Origin of the sequence: Bradyrhizobium sp. SZCCT0148 (genome assembly GCF_018129985.1) — a bacterium.
Taxonomy (GTDB): domain Bacteria; phylum Pseudomonadota; class Alphaproteobacteria; order Rhizobiales; family Xanthobacteraceae; genus Bradyrhizobium; species Bradyrhizobium japonicum_H.
In genome coordinates this window covers 1-13,785 of sequence record NZ_JAFCKT010000027.1, presented here as the reverse complement: position 1 = coordinate 13,785, position 13,785 = coordinate 1, and the positions used below count along the sequence as shown (strand labels likewise).

Annotated in this window: 16 protein-coding genes and 1 pseudogene; 9 read left to right on the top strand and 8 right to left on the bottom strand. The window is 59.4% G+C overall.

Going from position 1 to position 13,785, the window contains the following annotated elements; all coding sequences use genetic code 11:
• Window positions 1-38: 38 nt before the first annotated feature.
• A complete protein-coding gene (locus tag JQ580_RS32890; protein ID WP_212285426.1) occupies window positions 39-392 on the bottom strand; it encodes a hypothetical protein in 354 nt (117 codons plus the stop codon).
• Window positions 393-565: 173 nt separating this feature from the next.
• Here JQ580_RS32890 and JQ580_RS32885 point away from each other — a divergent pair, with 173 nt between their 5' ends.
• The 4 genes from JQ580_RS32885 (at window position 566) to JQ580_RS32870 (ending at window position 3,300) form a co-directional block, all read left to right on the top strand.
• On the top strand, window positions 566-1,063 hold the full coding sequence (locus JQ580_RS32885) for a ferritin-like domain-containing protein (protein ID WP_212285397.1): 498 nt from the start codon (window positions 566-568) through the stop codon (window positions 1,061-1,063).
• A 170-nt stretch (window positions 1,064-1,233) separates the two neighbouring features.
• A complete protein-coding gene (locus tag JQ580_RS32880) occupies window positions 1,234-1,452 on the top strand; it encodes a hypothetical protein (protein WP_212285395.1) in 219 nt (72 codons plus the stop codon).
• Between the two features lie 1,002 nt (window positions 1,453-2,454).
• Window positions 2,455-2,619 (top strand): hypothetical protein, encoded by a 165-nt coding sequence (locus JQ580_RS32875; protein ID WP_212285393.1) that lies wholly within the window; start codon window positions 2,455-2,457, stop codon window positions 2,617-2,619.
• Between the two features lie 438 nt (window positions 2,620-3,057).
• Window positions 3,058-3,300, top strand: a complete 243-nt coding sequence (locus JQ580_RS32870) for a hypothetical protein (protein ID WP_212285392.1) — start codon at window positions 3,058-3,060, stop codon at window positions 3,298-3,300.
• A 305-nt stretch (window positions 3,301-3,605) separates the two neighbouring features.
• Here JQ580_RS32870 and JQ580_RS32865 read toward each other — a convergent pair whose 3' ends face one another.
• The 4 genes and pseudogenes from JQ580_RS32865 to JQ580_RS32850 form a co-directional block, all read right to left on the bottom strand.
• Window positions 3,606-3,800: a hypothetical protein gene (locus JQ580_RS32865; protein WP_212285389.1), complete on the bottom strand. Its 195-nt coding sequence runs from the start codon at window positions 3,798-3,800 to the stop codon at window positions 3,606-3,608.
• 770 nt (window positions 3,801-4,570) lie between these two features.
• The gene (locus JQ580_RS32860; RefSeq protein WP_212285388.1) at window positions 4,571-4,759 is read right to left on the bottom strand and encodes a hypothetical protein; all 189 of its coding nucleotides are present in this window, start codon (window positions 4,757-4,759) and stop codon (window positions 4,571-4,573) included.
• Window positions 4,760-5,251: 492 nt separating this feature from the next.
• Window positions 5,252-5,612, bottom strand: a pseudogene (locus JQ580_RS32855) (hypothetical protein).
• A gap of 239 nt (window positions 5,613-5,851) precedes the next feature.
• A complete protein-coding gene (locus tag JQ580_RS32850) occupies window positions 5,852-6,223 on the bottom strand; it encodes a hypothetical protein (RefSeq protein WP_212285386.1) in 372 nt (123 codons plus the stop codon).
• A 1,005-nt stretch (window positions 6,224-7,228) separates the two neighbouring features.
• On the opposite strand from JQ580_RS32850, the gene JQ580_RS32845 reads away from it, so the two are divergent.
• Entirely contained in the window at window positions 7,229-7,810 is a 582-nt protein-coding gene (locus JQ580_RS32845; protein WP_212285384.1) for a hypothetical protein, read from the top strand.
• Between the two features lie 576 nt (window positions 7,811-8,386).
• Here the strand turns inward: JQ580_RS32845 and JQ580_RS32840 are convergent.
• Window positions 8,387-8,599 carry a hypothetical protein gene (locus tag JQ580_RS32840; protein WP_212285382.1) on the bottom strand — a complete coding sequence of 71 codons (213 nt, stop codon included), beginning with the start codon at window positions 8,597-8,599 and terminating at the stop codon, window positions 8,387-8,389.
• A 122-nt stretch (window positions 8,600-8,721) separates the two neighbouring features.
• On the opposite strand from JQ580_RS32840, the gene JQ580_RS32835 reads away from it, so the two are divergent.
• On the top strand, window positions 8,722-9,387 hold the full coding sequence (locus JQ580_RS32835; protein ID WP_311982629.1) for an exonuclease domain-containing protein: 666 nt from the start codon (window positions 8,722-8,724) through the stop codon (window positions 9,385-9,387).
• 212 nt (window positions 9,388-9,599) lie between these two features.
• On the opposite strand, the gene JQ580_RS32830 is transcribed toward JQ580_RS32835, so the two are convergent.
• Complete coding sequence (locus JQ580_RS32830) at window positions 9,600-11,291, bottom strand: recombinase family protein (RefSeq protein ID WP_283814019.1); 1,692 nt, start codon at window positions 11,289-11,291, stop codon at window positions 9,600-9,602.
• A gap of 237 nt (window positions 11,292-11,528) precedes the next feature.
• Here JQ580_RS32830 and JQ580_RS32825 point away from each other — a divergent pair, with 237 nt between their 5' ends.
• Entirely contained in the window at window positions 11,529-11,795 is a 267-nt protein-coding gene (locus JQ580_RS32825) for a hypothetical protein (protein WP_212285378.1), read from the top strand.
• A gap of 31 nt (window positions 11,796-11,826) precedes the next feature.
• Here the strand turns inward: JQ580_RS32825 and JQ580_RS32820 are convergent, their stop codons facing one another.
• On the bottom strand, window positions 11,827-12,021 hold the full coding sequence (locus tag JQ580_RS32820) for a DUF3606 domain-containing protein (protein WP_212285377.1): 195 nt from the start codon (window positions 12,019-12,021) through the stop codon (window positions 11,827-11,829).
• Window positions 12,022-12,132: 111 nt separating this feature from the next.
• Between JQ580_RS32820 and ligD the strand changes: the two genes are divergently transcribed.
• Window positions 12,133-13,053 carry a non-homologous end-joining DNA ligase gene (gene ligD, locus JQ580_RS32815; protein WP_212285376.1) on the top strand — a complete coding sequence of 307 codons (921 nt, stop codon included), beginning with the start codon at window positions 12,133-12,135 and terminating at the stop codon, window positions 13,051-13,053.
• A gap of 60 nt (window positions 13,054-13,113) precedes the next feature.
• Complete coding sequence (locus tag JQ580_RS32810) at window positions 13,114-13,575, top strand: response regulator (RefSeq protein WP_212285375.1); 462 nt, start codon at window positions 13,114-13,116, stop codon at window positions 13,573-13,575.
• Window positions 13,576-13,785 lie beyond the last annotated feature (210 nt).

The following is a 13,785-nucleotide window of genomic DNA, read 5'->3' as shown; positions in this document are numbered from 1 at the left end:
TTACCGGGACTGCTTTCGCACACTAAGCCATTCCGCTATCAGCGCTGCGTGGTGCCGTTTGAGCGCGGCGTGGTTTCGTTGCGCATGCCCGGCGCACTGGAAGCGCCTTGTCCGCCGCGGTCGGTATGGGTGGTGCCGCCACTGCCCGAGCCTGAGCCGTCTCCGGCACTTCCACTTCCACTGCCAGCGCCGGCGCTTCCTGCACCACCACCAGCACCAGCACCTGCACCACCTGCGCCAGCGCCGCCGGCTCCTGCGCCGCCCGCACCGGCACCAGCTCCGCCGCCTGCGCCGCCACCAGCACCACCACCGGCGCCTTGTGCGAACGCTGCACCGACGGACGTACTGGCGAGCATTGCAGCCGTGAAGATCGTCAGCATTGTCTTACGCATGTCATGTCTCCCTTGAGGTTGAGGCCTGACCAATCACGCGCGCGGCCAACCGTTCCTGCCTTCGTCGATGTCGAGCATCCGCAGGCCTGCGGCAAACCGTCTGATCGCGATAGGAACGATCCTCCCGACGTGCGGGTTGCGGGAGCGAAGCCAGTCAAATGGAGGACAGCACTATGGCTAATATAGCCCGCGACACGTTCGTGGTCGGACTACGCAATGCGCATGCGATGGAAGTGCAGGCGCGAGAGTTGATGGAGCGCCAGTCGGAGCGGCTGGACGAATATCCGGAGGTCAAGGCCAAGGTCGTGACGCACCTTCAGGAGACGAATGAACAGCTCAAGCGGCTGGAACAATGCCTCGAAGCCTGCGGCGAAAGCTCCTCCAGCCTAAAGGATACCGCGCAGTCGCTGATGGCCAACATGACGGCCATGGCGCATTCAGTGGCGGGCGACGAAATCCTCAAGAACACCTTCGCCAACAATGCGTTCGAGAATTTCGAGATTGCCGCCTACAAATCTCTCATTGCGCTCTGCAGCGCGGCCGGCATGCCAGAGGCCAAGGCGCCGTTGGAGGCTTCGTTGAAAGAGGAGCAGCGCATGGCCGCTTGGATCGACTCTAACGTCGAGAAGGTGACCATGGAGTTCCTGTCGCATCAGCGCCAGGCAGCGTAGCCGCACACGCAACCTCGGCCGATATATAACCACCGGCACCCCAAGGCGGCCGGTGCAGCTTGGGTTCGGCCAGTCCGCAGCTCTTATGAACGATCGGAAGATCAGGGTAAATCCGGCCCGCTGGCATCATCTAGCAGGCCCCTTCTCACTTGAGACTCGGGAGGCATTGGATGGGCAACAGTGGTGTCGGGATGCTGCAAGACGGTACGTCGTCAACCTTACTCTGGTTGTGGTTCATCGGCGCGTTCGTGCTTGGCGGCGCTATTCTATATGGGGTCCTGAAATCAGGTCGCTTGAATCGCCGTGACCGCGCGCTGCTGGACCGTAACACAGAAGCAGCCCAACGGCGCGACGATCCGCAAAAAAGGTCGGGCCGTTCCGTTGAGTGAACAACAACGGAGTGATTCCCGACGTGCTCTCGCGTAAGTTGCCTTTGTGAGCCACCAATCTCTACACTAAGGCGGACGCGCGCTGGCCCAGCGTCCGGCGACTCGAGAGGCGTCGTGTGACCAACCGCCGATGACGCTAAAGCAATCGACTCGCACCGGGTAGTTCGCTCGCAAACGAGAACGGCCCTAGGCGGCTCGTCGGTCTGGACTAGGCGCACAAGGCGTCTGGAGAAGTTATGGGCGTCAAGAAGCAGGCGAAGAGCAAGACGGCCGCGAAGAAATTCAAGTGCGTGCGGGTCGAGAAGGCTGCAAAAGAGAAGAAGGCGCGACGATAGGAACGGGCAACGCACGCACTGGGTTGAGGGCAACAACTACGGAGGTTCGCCGTGAAAATGGTGCCATTGATGACAGCAAGCCTGATCGTCCTTTCGATCGCCGGCGGCGCCTCGGGGCAAAGTGGCGGCGCTCCGAGTGGGCGAGGATCGGTCACTGGTGATCCGGCGGCAAGCTCGACAGCGCCGAACTCGGATCCCCGCAGCACAACCGGCATGCCACCCGGTTCGAGCAGCGGTAGCGGCACATCCACATCCGGCGGCAAGGATGACAATGGGGACCAAGGTCGAGACAAGATGCCGGATAGCAATATGGACGTCAGGCCGCAAAGCGATCAGCCGAAAAAGCCGCACTGATGCTTTATTAGGAACGAGGCTTGAACGTTGCTGTTATTTTATTGAGGTGCTGCATCTCCGCCCCCTGAGATGACGGTACCGAGAGCCCCGTGGCGCCGCCGCTGCGGGGCTTGTCTTTTAAGGAGCCTGCGATGAGCGACCGTACTGGCAACGAGCCGTCCCCGTTGATTCTTTTCAGCATCGCGATCGTCCCGATCCTTGCAGTATTAGCGTGGTTCGCCTTCTGACCGCGAAGGTGGCCCGCTCGGCCGATATCGTCATTTGAGGCAACTATGCAGATCGAGCTACTTGGGAAGTATCCCGCTATGCGCAAATGACCTCGTCCGCTCAGCAATTCTACAAGGAGGCGGCGGCCTGCCGCGAGGAGGCAGCTCGAAGCCTCAACCCCGTCGATCGCGAGGGCTGGGCAAGGCTTGCCCGCGAATGGGAGGAGCTCGCGCTCGCGGCGGAGCGAGGCCAGATTTTCCGCCGGGGTTAGGGCGGCTGCACCGACACGTACGTCCGCTGCAGTGTGGTTCTGAGCTTCTTGGGAGAAGCCCCTTGACGAGCGAGCGAACCGGCACCGGTGATAGCCTGCCAACGATCTGGGACCTTGAGGAGCTTCACGAGCTGAACGGCCTATCGTTCATTAATATATAAGATTGGGGCTCCGATGTCTGAAAGCGCACGGTAGGTCGTCACCGCGCAACCCTCGGCCTATATCGGCGATGAGAACGCCTGCTTGCGCTCCCGCCTTCCTCTTATATGGAAAGCAGCGCGCCATGCGCAAACGGCGACGATTCAAAAGGTTTTATCCCTTAGCGAACGTCTTGAGCAGGAAGCCGCTCGCTTGCGCGCTCAGAGTTCACAACTGCCCTATAGTCCGGAAGCTTATGCGCAAGGCCCGGCAGTTGGAAACTGCAACGCATGTTGACGAGTGGCTTTCATCGCCAGGCCTGCAGGCTCCGCTTTGAGCGAGATACAGCCTCCGATCCTGATCCATGTCGAAAATCCCACAGCGTTTTCAGGCAAGGGAAGCATAATCGTCCTTGAATTGAAGGATGAGGCAGCCGCACTTAGGATCGCGCGAAAAATTGCTGACGAAACCGGGCGCGGCGTTACCGTGCGCGATGCCGAGATGGCCTTGATAGTGACCATATCCCCCGCGAAAACTCAGTAGGAGGAGAAGTAGATCCTCAGCGGTCGGCCTCTATCCAACTACACGCATGGGACTTGCCTAACGGCGCTGCTAGCTTGAGGGCGTCAATGGAAGCGACATAATGATCAGCTTCTTGAGGCTTGATAAAGGGAAGAGGGTCGTTCGCAATTCTGATCAGATCATTCGATAAGTTTGATAAGCGCGACGATGGGTGATGATAGCATGAAGCGCTTGCGCGCGTAGCGTACTGGAACTATGCCAGCGGGCGCAGTTTTAACGCGTCTATAGGGCTGTAGAACGAACTGGCATCCGATGATGAGCCCCCTTCAGATTTCAAAAGGGAGGCCTCGCCGCCAAAAGTTGTCACGACCACAAAAGGCCTCCATTCCCGCCGGAATGTGCTGGGCCGCGGCCCCAACATTCTGCTCATTGTTAAACGCAGGAAAAAGCTGGCCATCAACAACCTTGACGAGGTCGCCCCGCTCGATATCCGCGCCTGCTTTGTAAGCGGCAGTTGCCATCTGGTTCGAACCTCTCACTTGAGGAATGCATGGGGAACGAGATTTTCGACTCGATCGGTGCCGTCAAGCCTACCTTACCTGATCAGCTGTATGCCTAGGTGGAGGATGTATCCGGCAGTAGCTGCGATCCAGATGAACACGCCGATGAGCACCCAATCAGGCTTATTTTTCATTGTTGGATCGCCTTTCGTTGGGCAATCAAAATTGCGAAGGTTCAAGCCTCCGCTTGCTCAGCCAAACGGAACGTAGCGGTTCTGTCTATTCCACTTAAGCAGGATTTTGTCGATCGGGATGGGCCTGGGCGGACCTAGCCAAGGGGCTGCGGTCGTCCAAAAATACGGGTCTTCAGGGCCGTAATGATTGCCGCCGGCGCTCTCGGAAGGCGTTGATCTCGAATAGCAGGATGATGGCTCCCGCAAAAAGGAGCCCGCCTGACAGCAGGAGGAGGATCATAGTTAGCACGGCTGCACGCTCAAAATTTCGGCCTTAATGCGGAGTTCTCACAAGGTGGAGGCAATGTAAGCACGACGTAACCGGCGGCAGCGGAAATCCAGACAAAGACGACGATCAACATAGTCGGGATGATTTCCAGTATTGGTATCGCCCTGTTGGATGCAAGTCTTGCATTAGTTTCCCGGGTGTCGCCAATTACGGGTACTGCGTCAAACGCCCTCAGGCGAGCGGCGTACACGTTCCCGCTCGAGCCGCTGTAACCTAAGAGATAAAAACGATTCGTGCCAAGGAGGGTGGGCGGCCCTCGCGCTAAATCATCAGGCACGCTCGGTCGCTCCTGCTTGGTCAGCTATCGCCTTCTCGACTTCGTCCGCAAGGATGTTGAGGTGCTTCGTCAACCGATCGAACAACTGCTGTTTGTGAGGAGCAGTCGCAAGATCTCTGATGAGTGCGCACTCGGCGGCCTCCTTTCGGAGCTTTTCGACTTGGATCTGCATATCTTCCATGGGGGCATTCTTCTTTTTGTTGTGTGCCGCCAGGTTTGCATGTTTTTCCCATTCGAACCAGCAGGCCTAAGGTTGTCGGCCGAGCACCTTGTAGCCTCTAGAGCGGGAGAGGCCGACTGAGGGCTTCAGTTACATCCAAACTTCCTTTTGACAATCATAGCACCGATAGATCTGCACCGGCCTGTCGTTCTTCACGTCGTAAATCGACATGGTGTAGCGCGAAGGCATTTTGCACTTCGGGCATTGGGGACCCGGCTGCGGGCGCCCGGGCGACGATGGCTCGGCTTCCCTTGTTTCAGACAAAATCTCACCTCCGTGACGCAAAGTTCCTGAGTACCAAAGTGGACTGTGGCTGCTATTTCAAAAGTTAATCGAAAATTGATATCCCGGCATTCCCATGTCGAGCAACTCGCCCAGGTCTCTCATATTGCTGAAGATTGCCGGCCAATTACCGCGTAAGCTACGCAGCGCCTGCCTTGCCCTCTCGGAGCCTCATGCGCCCCGCAACTGCAGCACGAGTTGTTTGTCGAGGCGCCTTATAGAATTGGCGCTGATGGATCCCTGCAGCGCGTCGGAGACATCCTCATCACTATCGGCCGCGAGCTGGGCCAGCGCGTCGGCAACGTCCGAGGTGGCATCGCGTGACCAGCCCTCGATCGCGTTGAAGCAAACGATCCGGACAGGGTAAGCGTACTGACCGGAGAGGAGGCCTTGCAGCACGGCTTCGAGATCAGTTCTCTGCTTCGTCCGTTTCGCGCCACGCGCATCCTGCACGAGCGCCGAAGTCCTCAAGCACCAGATAAATATCCCGGTCAAGCCGGTCTGATGGCACAATTGAAGGTGCACGACGCATAATACGCAACTCCACAAAGGAACCGGGGTTCATTGACGCAGGCTGATTCGTTCCCGAAGTTGTGGCCGGCCGTTGGATGCTGTCTGAATGGCGACGATGCTCGTTAGGGCGCCGTGAAAGCGAGAGGACTTTAGGGACCAAGAAGGGCTTGTGATTGTCGGAAGCGACGACGGCGCCTGTCTTGGGATCGACGGGAGATGATCAAGCAAATCGGGGAGAACTTTTGGCAATATTCGGCGCTAGTTGTCGGCGGGGAATTTGCCGGTGGTCCGCCAGATGCGGAGTTTGATCAGCAACACTTGGTCTCGCTTTAGAGCGTACCAGAAGTGGTGGAACTCAAAGCCACCCGCGATCCGCTCGGGCTGGCGCATGAGGTGTCGAAGCAGAAGACAGCGCGCCAAACCAGTCTTGCGCCGAATTGGATATCCAATGGAGATGGGCAGGGCCTCGATCTCTGCCAATCGAGCCATCCCTTCTGTCGTAGGCTTGTAGGGCTTCTCAGTCATAATCGGCAGCCCAAAAAACCGTGAAGTTTGGGCTCGTGCGCCAATCACGCCAACGCGCGGCCTTAGTTCTATTCCGGTGGTCTTAGCCGGGGTGAAGTCAGCCAAATGTTGATCCGGACACCGGCCTCAGCTTGCCGCGCCCTGCGTAAGGCGTCATCACGTCCAGGTCCGTGGGGGAGGAGTTCGGCTTCTTCGCGAAGACGTCGGGCTTCTTCGGCCAGGTTGGTGGTCTGCTTTAATCGTCGACGCAGCTGCATTTGCTACCTCGGGTCCTAACAGTTGGATTAAATTCTCGACTCCTAAAGTGTGCTACCTGTTCCTAAGTTGAATCGCCGGCAGGCAGGTGGCCTTGGTTCAATTGTGGCAGCTGCCCCGGCTAAGTTGGACCTCATTGGCTTGAGGGCTGAGGGCCAGCAGAAGCATATATCGCGCGAGAGCCCCCGGAGGATGCGAGGGTCCTTGAAAAGCCGATGTTCCAAACGCGCAGGAACGGCCCCGGCTCGCTGTGAGCTGGAAGGGGATGGACCGGGACCGTTCCGCCAGCTGGGCGCCGGCGACGAAATAATGAAGAAGACTCGGTCTTAGTTCCTTTCCGCCTATTGGGGTACCAATATGCGCCCCCTCCGGTGTGCGCCCTCGCGCGCCTTCGATATTGAGAAACGTGCCGCAGAAAACAGCAGCTGCTGCGGTTCTGTCTCGGAAACCGCTAGCGGGCACCCCACGTACGGCTGCTTCCAAACCTGGAAGGATTTTGCGCCAGGCTTCGAATTGCGCCTCAGTTAGCGTTCGTGCGACCCGCGCCCATGCCGGCTATCAAGGAAATCTAAAATATTGAGATTAAACGCTTTTATGGGAGCTTGTGGGCTTTACAATTGGAGAGTGTTTGAGCCCGGTTGCTCTCCCTCCGCCACTGATCTTCAGCAGCGCAGAAGTCTTTCAAAAACAAGGATTTTTTGAACCGCCGGATTCTGGACGGTGGAGCACTTAGGTGTAGCACTCTCTGCTTGTTTGCCACGTCCCGAGCGGAAGAGCGACTCGAAAAAATCGAGCCAGTCCGCAGCCCGCTTTATTGTATGAGGGCCCAAAAGGGGCGGGATGGATGAACGCTAGGTGCACATGACCGTCCCATGGCCGAAGTTCGAAAAGCTGGTTGACTTAACTGCTGAGGAGAGCGAGGCAGTCCACTCCTACGCGGCGGAATCCCCGCGACTCCATCATCTGATGCAGGGTCGGGACGCCATGGGCTGCCCGGCGTTCGAGAGCGAGTTGGCCGAGGACTCTCGGCTTCTGCCCCTGATCACGTCCGCTACCCGCAAATGGCGCCTGTTGGAGGATGCGGTGCTCTATGCCGGTATCGGCAATGGCTATGCTGCAATGGGAAGCCTCTGGCACAGCGAGCCCAATAGGCTGGTCGATCTCACCTACAGATATGGGGGCTTCTTCTCAACCTCTGTCGACCAGCAAGCGGCCCTGCGTTTCCTTGAAGCCGGCGACAAGCGGCATAGCGTGTTCCTGACGATCCGGGCGCGGCCAGGCCTCCTGGCGCTGCCGATGTGGGCACTGGGGCCGAACGGTCGCTTCGAAGGCGAAGTGATTGTGTCGCCTGCGGTCGACTTCCGAGTCGCTGGAGCACTACGCAAAGAGGCTGAGGGCGGCACGCCGTTCCTCGATCTTGAACTTGAGATGCCATAGCCTGCCGCCAACACTGTGCGCGGCACGCTTCAAGGAATTCGTGCGTCTGTCCGGGTTGGCTTGGGCACTACTCGTGCAGCGGCCGAGCTTAGTCAGGGCCAATAAGGCGTTGTTTCCGGCGTGAGTGGAATATCGACGTAAAACCCGCCATCGTCCCTGTGGCCCGATATTGTGAGACCTCCAGCGGCAACAATCTCATCAGCCAAATCACCTAAGGCCTCAAACGAACTGCGATCGGTCCATTTGCCGTACTCTGTCGCGATATTTTCGCAAACCTTCGCAAGCTTTTCGAAAAAAGGTGCGAACCAATGGCTTTCCAAAGCCTTCTTTGTCTTTGGCAGGTCATCCAGGGTGAGGCCGCCCCACCATGTTTCCGAGATGGTAGGACGCGAACTTCATCAGATCTCCGTAGGCTCCGTATACCTCCGCCGTAACCCGCTTCAGATCGCAATGCAGCCGGTAAGCCTTGATCGAATCGTTTGCGCGCCTCCTCGTCTGAAATAGCGCGGTCACGAAAGTCTCTTCGTACGCTTCGGTCGGACGTTGTCCAAACGGCGCGCATATCCAGCAAGCTGGTTATTCATCCCAGCACGCGTTTATGATCTCCCAGCGGTAATGAGCGTGCGCGTTTCCTGGCTTGCTCTGCAACAGTATGCCCGGGAGCGCCGTATCGAACCGCCCCGTGACTTCAACATGGGCACACTCATGAGCGAGCGTATGCAATGCTTGTTCGAAGAATTCGCTCTTCTCGTCCTCGAGGGGAAGCAGCACGCCCGAATCGAAGAGCATGTGGCTCTTGACCTCGCCGTCGCGGAGCACAGACGGAGTCATAGCCACGCCCACTACGATGCCCTGGGAAGGGGTAAGTTTCAAAGTGGTCGGATAACCCCGGTCAAGCTCAAGCAAGGCTTGTGAGTAAGGCGTCCTTCATGGAGGTCAAGGCCGAAGGGGACGTGATCCGCCGCAACCAGCTGACCCGCCTCCGCCAACTCGGCGACGCCGGCATTGTGGCCGAGATCGGTCAGGTCGACTACCGCTTCGACCCCGAGCAGGATTACGTGGTGGTCGACATCGAGACCACCGGCTCATGGTCGAACGGGGACCGCATCACCGAGATCGGCGCGGTGAAGGTCCGCAACCACCAGGTCGTGGACGAGTGGCACTCTCTCCTCAACCCGCAGCGTTCCATTCCAGCCAAGATCGTCCAGCTGACCGGCATCACGAACGAGATGGTTCGCGACGCGCCTTTGTTCGCCGAAGTCGCGGATTCCTTCATGCAGTTCATGGCCGACGGCATCTTCGTCGCCCATAACGTCAGCTTCGACTACGGTTTCCTCTCCTACGAATTCGAGCGGATCGGGCGTCGCTTCAGATTTCCGAAGCTCGGCACATGTGCCGGGATGCGGCGGCGCTATCCGGGACACAAGTCCTACGGACTGGGGAAGCTCTGCGAGATCTACGGCATATCACTCGACAATCACCACCGCGCGCTATGCGACGCGCGGGCCTCCGCCCAGTTGTTGAACCTCATCAACCAGAAGCGGAGTGAGGAGAGATATATCGGCGAGGCCGCCTAGCGGTTCGAGCAATGCGGCGACTTGGAAACGACCCCAGAAAATTCCGATAAGGCGAAATTTTGTCTTGCTCCGTCGGGCAAAACAGTGGTTCATAAGGCGCTGGTCCTAGCGAGACGAAGGAGCCAGCCCGATGGCAAATGACGTGAACACCTCCTCGGAATTGTCCAAGATCGCGAAACTGAACGGTGACTTCCGAAGGAACTACGGCACTGTCATCGGAGCGCTCTTGTATCTCCGCACCGTGAGCGCCGCCCGCCGAAGCCCTTGGCTTTGGGCTGGCCTGATTTCGATCGCTTTTTCGGCGGTGCTGAGCTGGTTGGGGCGGCACGGGTGGTTTTTGCCAGCGTTGCTTTGATGGCCCCGAACAGCACCCCCCTTTCCCGGTAAAGCGCCCTGCGATGGCGACGAAGGGAGCCTGATGAGAGCCAGACGTAGCGGCCCGACCTCAACGAGGCAGGCAGCAGAACGTAGTCCTCGATCTCCCGATTTGCCGCATCCAACCGCATCACGGCAAGGAGGCCCGATGAGATTTGCCTTCGATAGGCTTTCCATTGCGCAGCGTGGTCCTCTCCCCGTCGCGCCAGCCGTCGCGCAACGAGAAACGAAACTACCCGCCTGCCTTCGACATCGACGCCGATGCCGTCCGGAGCGAGCTCCGGCCGAAGACCACGGTCGTTTCGCAATACCTCCGCGAGCTCGGTTGCGTGCCTCGCCTGTTCGGAGGCCCAATGCTCCCGGGTGTCGATCCAATCGCAATCCCGCGGCGACTTGTATCCGATCAGCGCGTAGGCTTTCCGCAGCGAGCCGAAATGCTTCACGTACGACGAGACGTGATTGAGACCAAGCGTCGTGTTGATGATGTGCGAATTGAGCTTTCCGCGCCTGCGCAGCGTTAGACGCAGGCGCAGCAGCATCTCATCTTCAGGAATCTCCACACGCCGTTCGGCCAGCAGTTTCTGGGCTCGAGCGAAGATGCTGGGGTCCACGATAGGCTCGATAGCCGCCGCGCCTCGGACCCATGCGTGATCGGGGTTCTTGACGAGCTTCTGTCCGAGACGTCGCGATGTGCGATTGTAGATGGTCTTGCCGATGTAGTTCTCATTCGCGAGGATGGTCGGGATCATGCCGTCGGTCCACGGCCGACCGTTGTGATTGGCGATGCCGGCATCGTTCAGTTGGCGCCGGATGTCGCTGTAGGATTTCCGGCCGTTGACGAACTGATCAAAAATGATCCGGACCACGGCTGCCTCTTCACCGGAGCCGGGCTGTAGTCGAACGCGATCCGATTGCAAAGCCTTGAACTGGCCCTTTTCGAGGAAGCCCTTCGGATGCTCGCTCTCGTCGACCATCAGGCGCCGGAGGCCGTAACCAACGGGGGCGCCGACGCGGTACCCCAGGCTCGCGACTCGACAGTGCCCCGCGTGCACCTTGACCGAGAGCTCTCGGCTCCACTCCGCGGCCATGCCGCGCTTCAGGCTTTTGGCGATCCCTGAAACGAAGGTGCCGTCGTTTTTGAAGAGCTCCGCGCAATATTCGACCTGGACGCCGCTCCGCTTGCACAGGAATTCGTAGTAGGCACTCTCGTCGACGTCCTGGAAGCGGCCCCAGCGACTGACGTCGTAGACGAGGATGTGATCGAAGTCGGCTTGTCCCGACTGAACGTCGTCGATCAGCTCGATGAGACCAGGCCGTCCCTTGATGCGAAGGCCACTGCGGCCCTCGTCTGCATAGGTCCGGACGATCGTGAGGGTGTTCGCTTCGGCATAGGCAGCAATGGCCGCGAGCTGGTTCGTGATGGAATAGCGCTGGAGCTCTCTCGACATCCGAACGTATTGCGCTGCCCGACGCGTTCGGGTCCGCCTTGCCAAGCTTGTCCCTTTGGGGACAACGAGCCAATTACCCATGCACCCCTCCTGCTACTTCAGAGGTCCAAGTCTAGCAAATACACCTTGCGCGTTCGGGCTGGCAATGCCGATCAAACTTGAGGTCCGGGTCCATCCGGCCAGCGCTTCTGGTTTGTGCACAGCGCCGCGCAATAGGGGGACAAGCCTCAGCCCTACCGATTGCGAATCCCTGACCCGTGCTAACCGCTCGGAACGAGCAGGCGGGCGGAAGGATTCGTCCTCGCAGGAGCGATGTCGATGCTGATGACGAAGGAAAGACGAACGGCGATCCGGACGTTGCGCGGCTGGGCGATCCACGTGCTGCAGGAGGCGGCCGCCATCCATGAATGCGCGGAGCACGGATGGGCGAAGGACCGGGCCGACCCTCACGCCCGGGAGCGCGCCCTCGATGTCGCCCGTCAGGAGCCGCCTGCTGGCCTCTCTCTGGACCAGGCCATCGCGGAAGTTCGGGATGTTCTGGATTCCATCGGAGACACCTGCCCGGAGTGCCTTCCGGAAAGTTGAGCCGGCCATTGTGAGGCCGGCCCCGAGCATCTCAGCGCGCGAGACGCTTCTCGACCCGCTTGCGGGTGTTGCCGACCTTCTTCACCGCCTTCTTCACGGCGGATGCCGAACGGCCGGTCTTCTTGGCCTCGTAACCCACTTCGTACTTCTGCCCGCCGGCAACCTTCGCTCGGTCCTGGTTCCGACCGCGTGCGGTCTTCTTCGTAGTTTTCTTCGCTGTAGCCATCACGGCTCCTCCTCGTTGAACGATGTCGTAGCAACGTCACAAGGATTCACAGGTTCCGGAACGATTCCGCTTGCGCCGCCTTGAGTCGGGTTTGTTGCGTGGAGTTCGGTCGTGGCGTTTTCGCGTAGGAAGCCTGCTGGCATCGGCAACAAGGCTCCGTATCCTGACTTCGTCGAACCGGCGTTGGCATCCTCGATCGACAGGGTGCCGTCCGGATCGCGCTGGATCCATGAAATCAAGTTCGACGGCTACCGCGTTCAGGTTCATCTGCACAACGAGGCTGTGAAGGTCTTCACCCGGCGCGGGCACGATTGGACCCACCGCTTCAAGAAGGTCGCCGACGACGCCTGGCACATCAAGGCGGGTTCGGCGGTCGTCGACGGGGAGATCGTCGTGCCGGCCGCCAATGGCACCACCGACTTCCACGTGCTGCAGAACGAGCTCAAGGGATCGTCGAGGAAGATCGTGATGGTCGCCTTCGATCTCATCTACCTGAACGGCCACGACCTGCGGAAGCTGCCGCTCTTTGAGCGCAAGGCCGTGCTCAGGAAGATCGTCGCCGGCACCGATGTCCAATTCAGCGAGAGCTTCGAGATCGACGGGCAGGCGATGTTCGCGCACGCCTGCAAGGTTGGACTGGAGGGCGTCGTATCGAAGGTCCGGGACAGCGTCTATCCGACAGGCCGCAGCAACGACTGGGTGAAGAAGACCTGCGCGCAGCGCGAGACGCTGACCATCGCCGGCTTCGCTCTGGACGGGACGAAGTGGGACGGCCTTTACGTCGGCCGCCGCAAGGGGCCCGACCTCGTCTACGCCGGCAAGGTTGACCATGGATTCGACAAGGCTTCGGCTGCAGACCTGCGGAAGAGGCTGGAGCCGTTGATCCGGAAGACCCAGGCGTTCAAGAAGCGCATCTCGCACAAGGGCATCTGGGTCGAGCCGAAGTTGTCAGCCGAGATCGAATATCGCGCGAAGTCAGCGGAAGGAAAAGTGAGGCACCCGTTCTTCAAGGGTCTGCGGGAAGACCTGTGATGGCGCCACCTCGAACCAAATCGACGTTTCCGGATTGACACCCTGGCCGAGGAGACCGGGATGTCGAACTTCGTAACTCTGCTCGTGGAGGACGACGCTCTGCAGCGGGAGATCATGTCCGACCTGCTGCGGGACGAAGGCTTCGAAGTCGTCGAGTGCGCGACGGCCGAAGCGGCGGAGCTTATCGTGGCCTCCACCGGTCCGGAGTTGCAGGCGGTGGTCACGGACCACAACCTGGCCGGCAACATGACCGGCTTGGACCTGGCGGCCTACGCGCGGGAGCATCACCCCTTGCTCAACATCGTCGTGATGTCCGGCAAGGTCGTCGATCGGCTGCCACCGCGAACGGTATTCCTTCAGAAGCCCTTCGCGCCTCGCGCGCTTCTGGATGCCGTCAGAGGCCTACCGGGGCGTATCGGCTCGTCGTCCTGGTTTGGATCGGTCCGCCCGATTGCCGGGAACGATCGGAAGACAGTTAAGCGGTTGAGTTCTATGTCCGCTCCGCGAGCAGCGAATGCTTGAAGCGGGCGAACAGCGAGGCTGGGCCTGCATACACCTCGACGCATCCGGCATGTCGTAGCGACTGCTCCGTGAACCCGCCGCAGAGTTGAGAGACCTCTTGCGCCTCTTGCTCCTGATTCCTTCTCGGCGGACTACTTGCTGAACTTCATGTGCGATCAACTCGCCGAGTCCAGCGGACCAATCAAGGTAGCTGTTCCGGTTTGGTGAGCG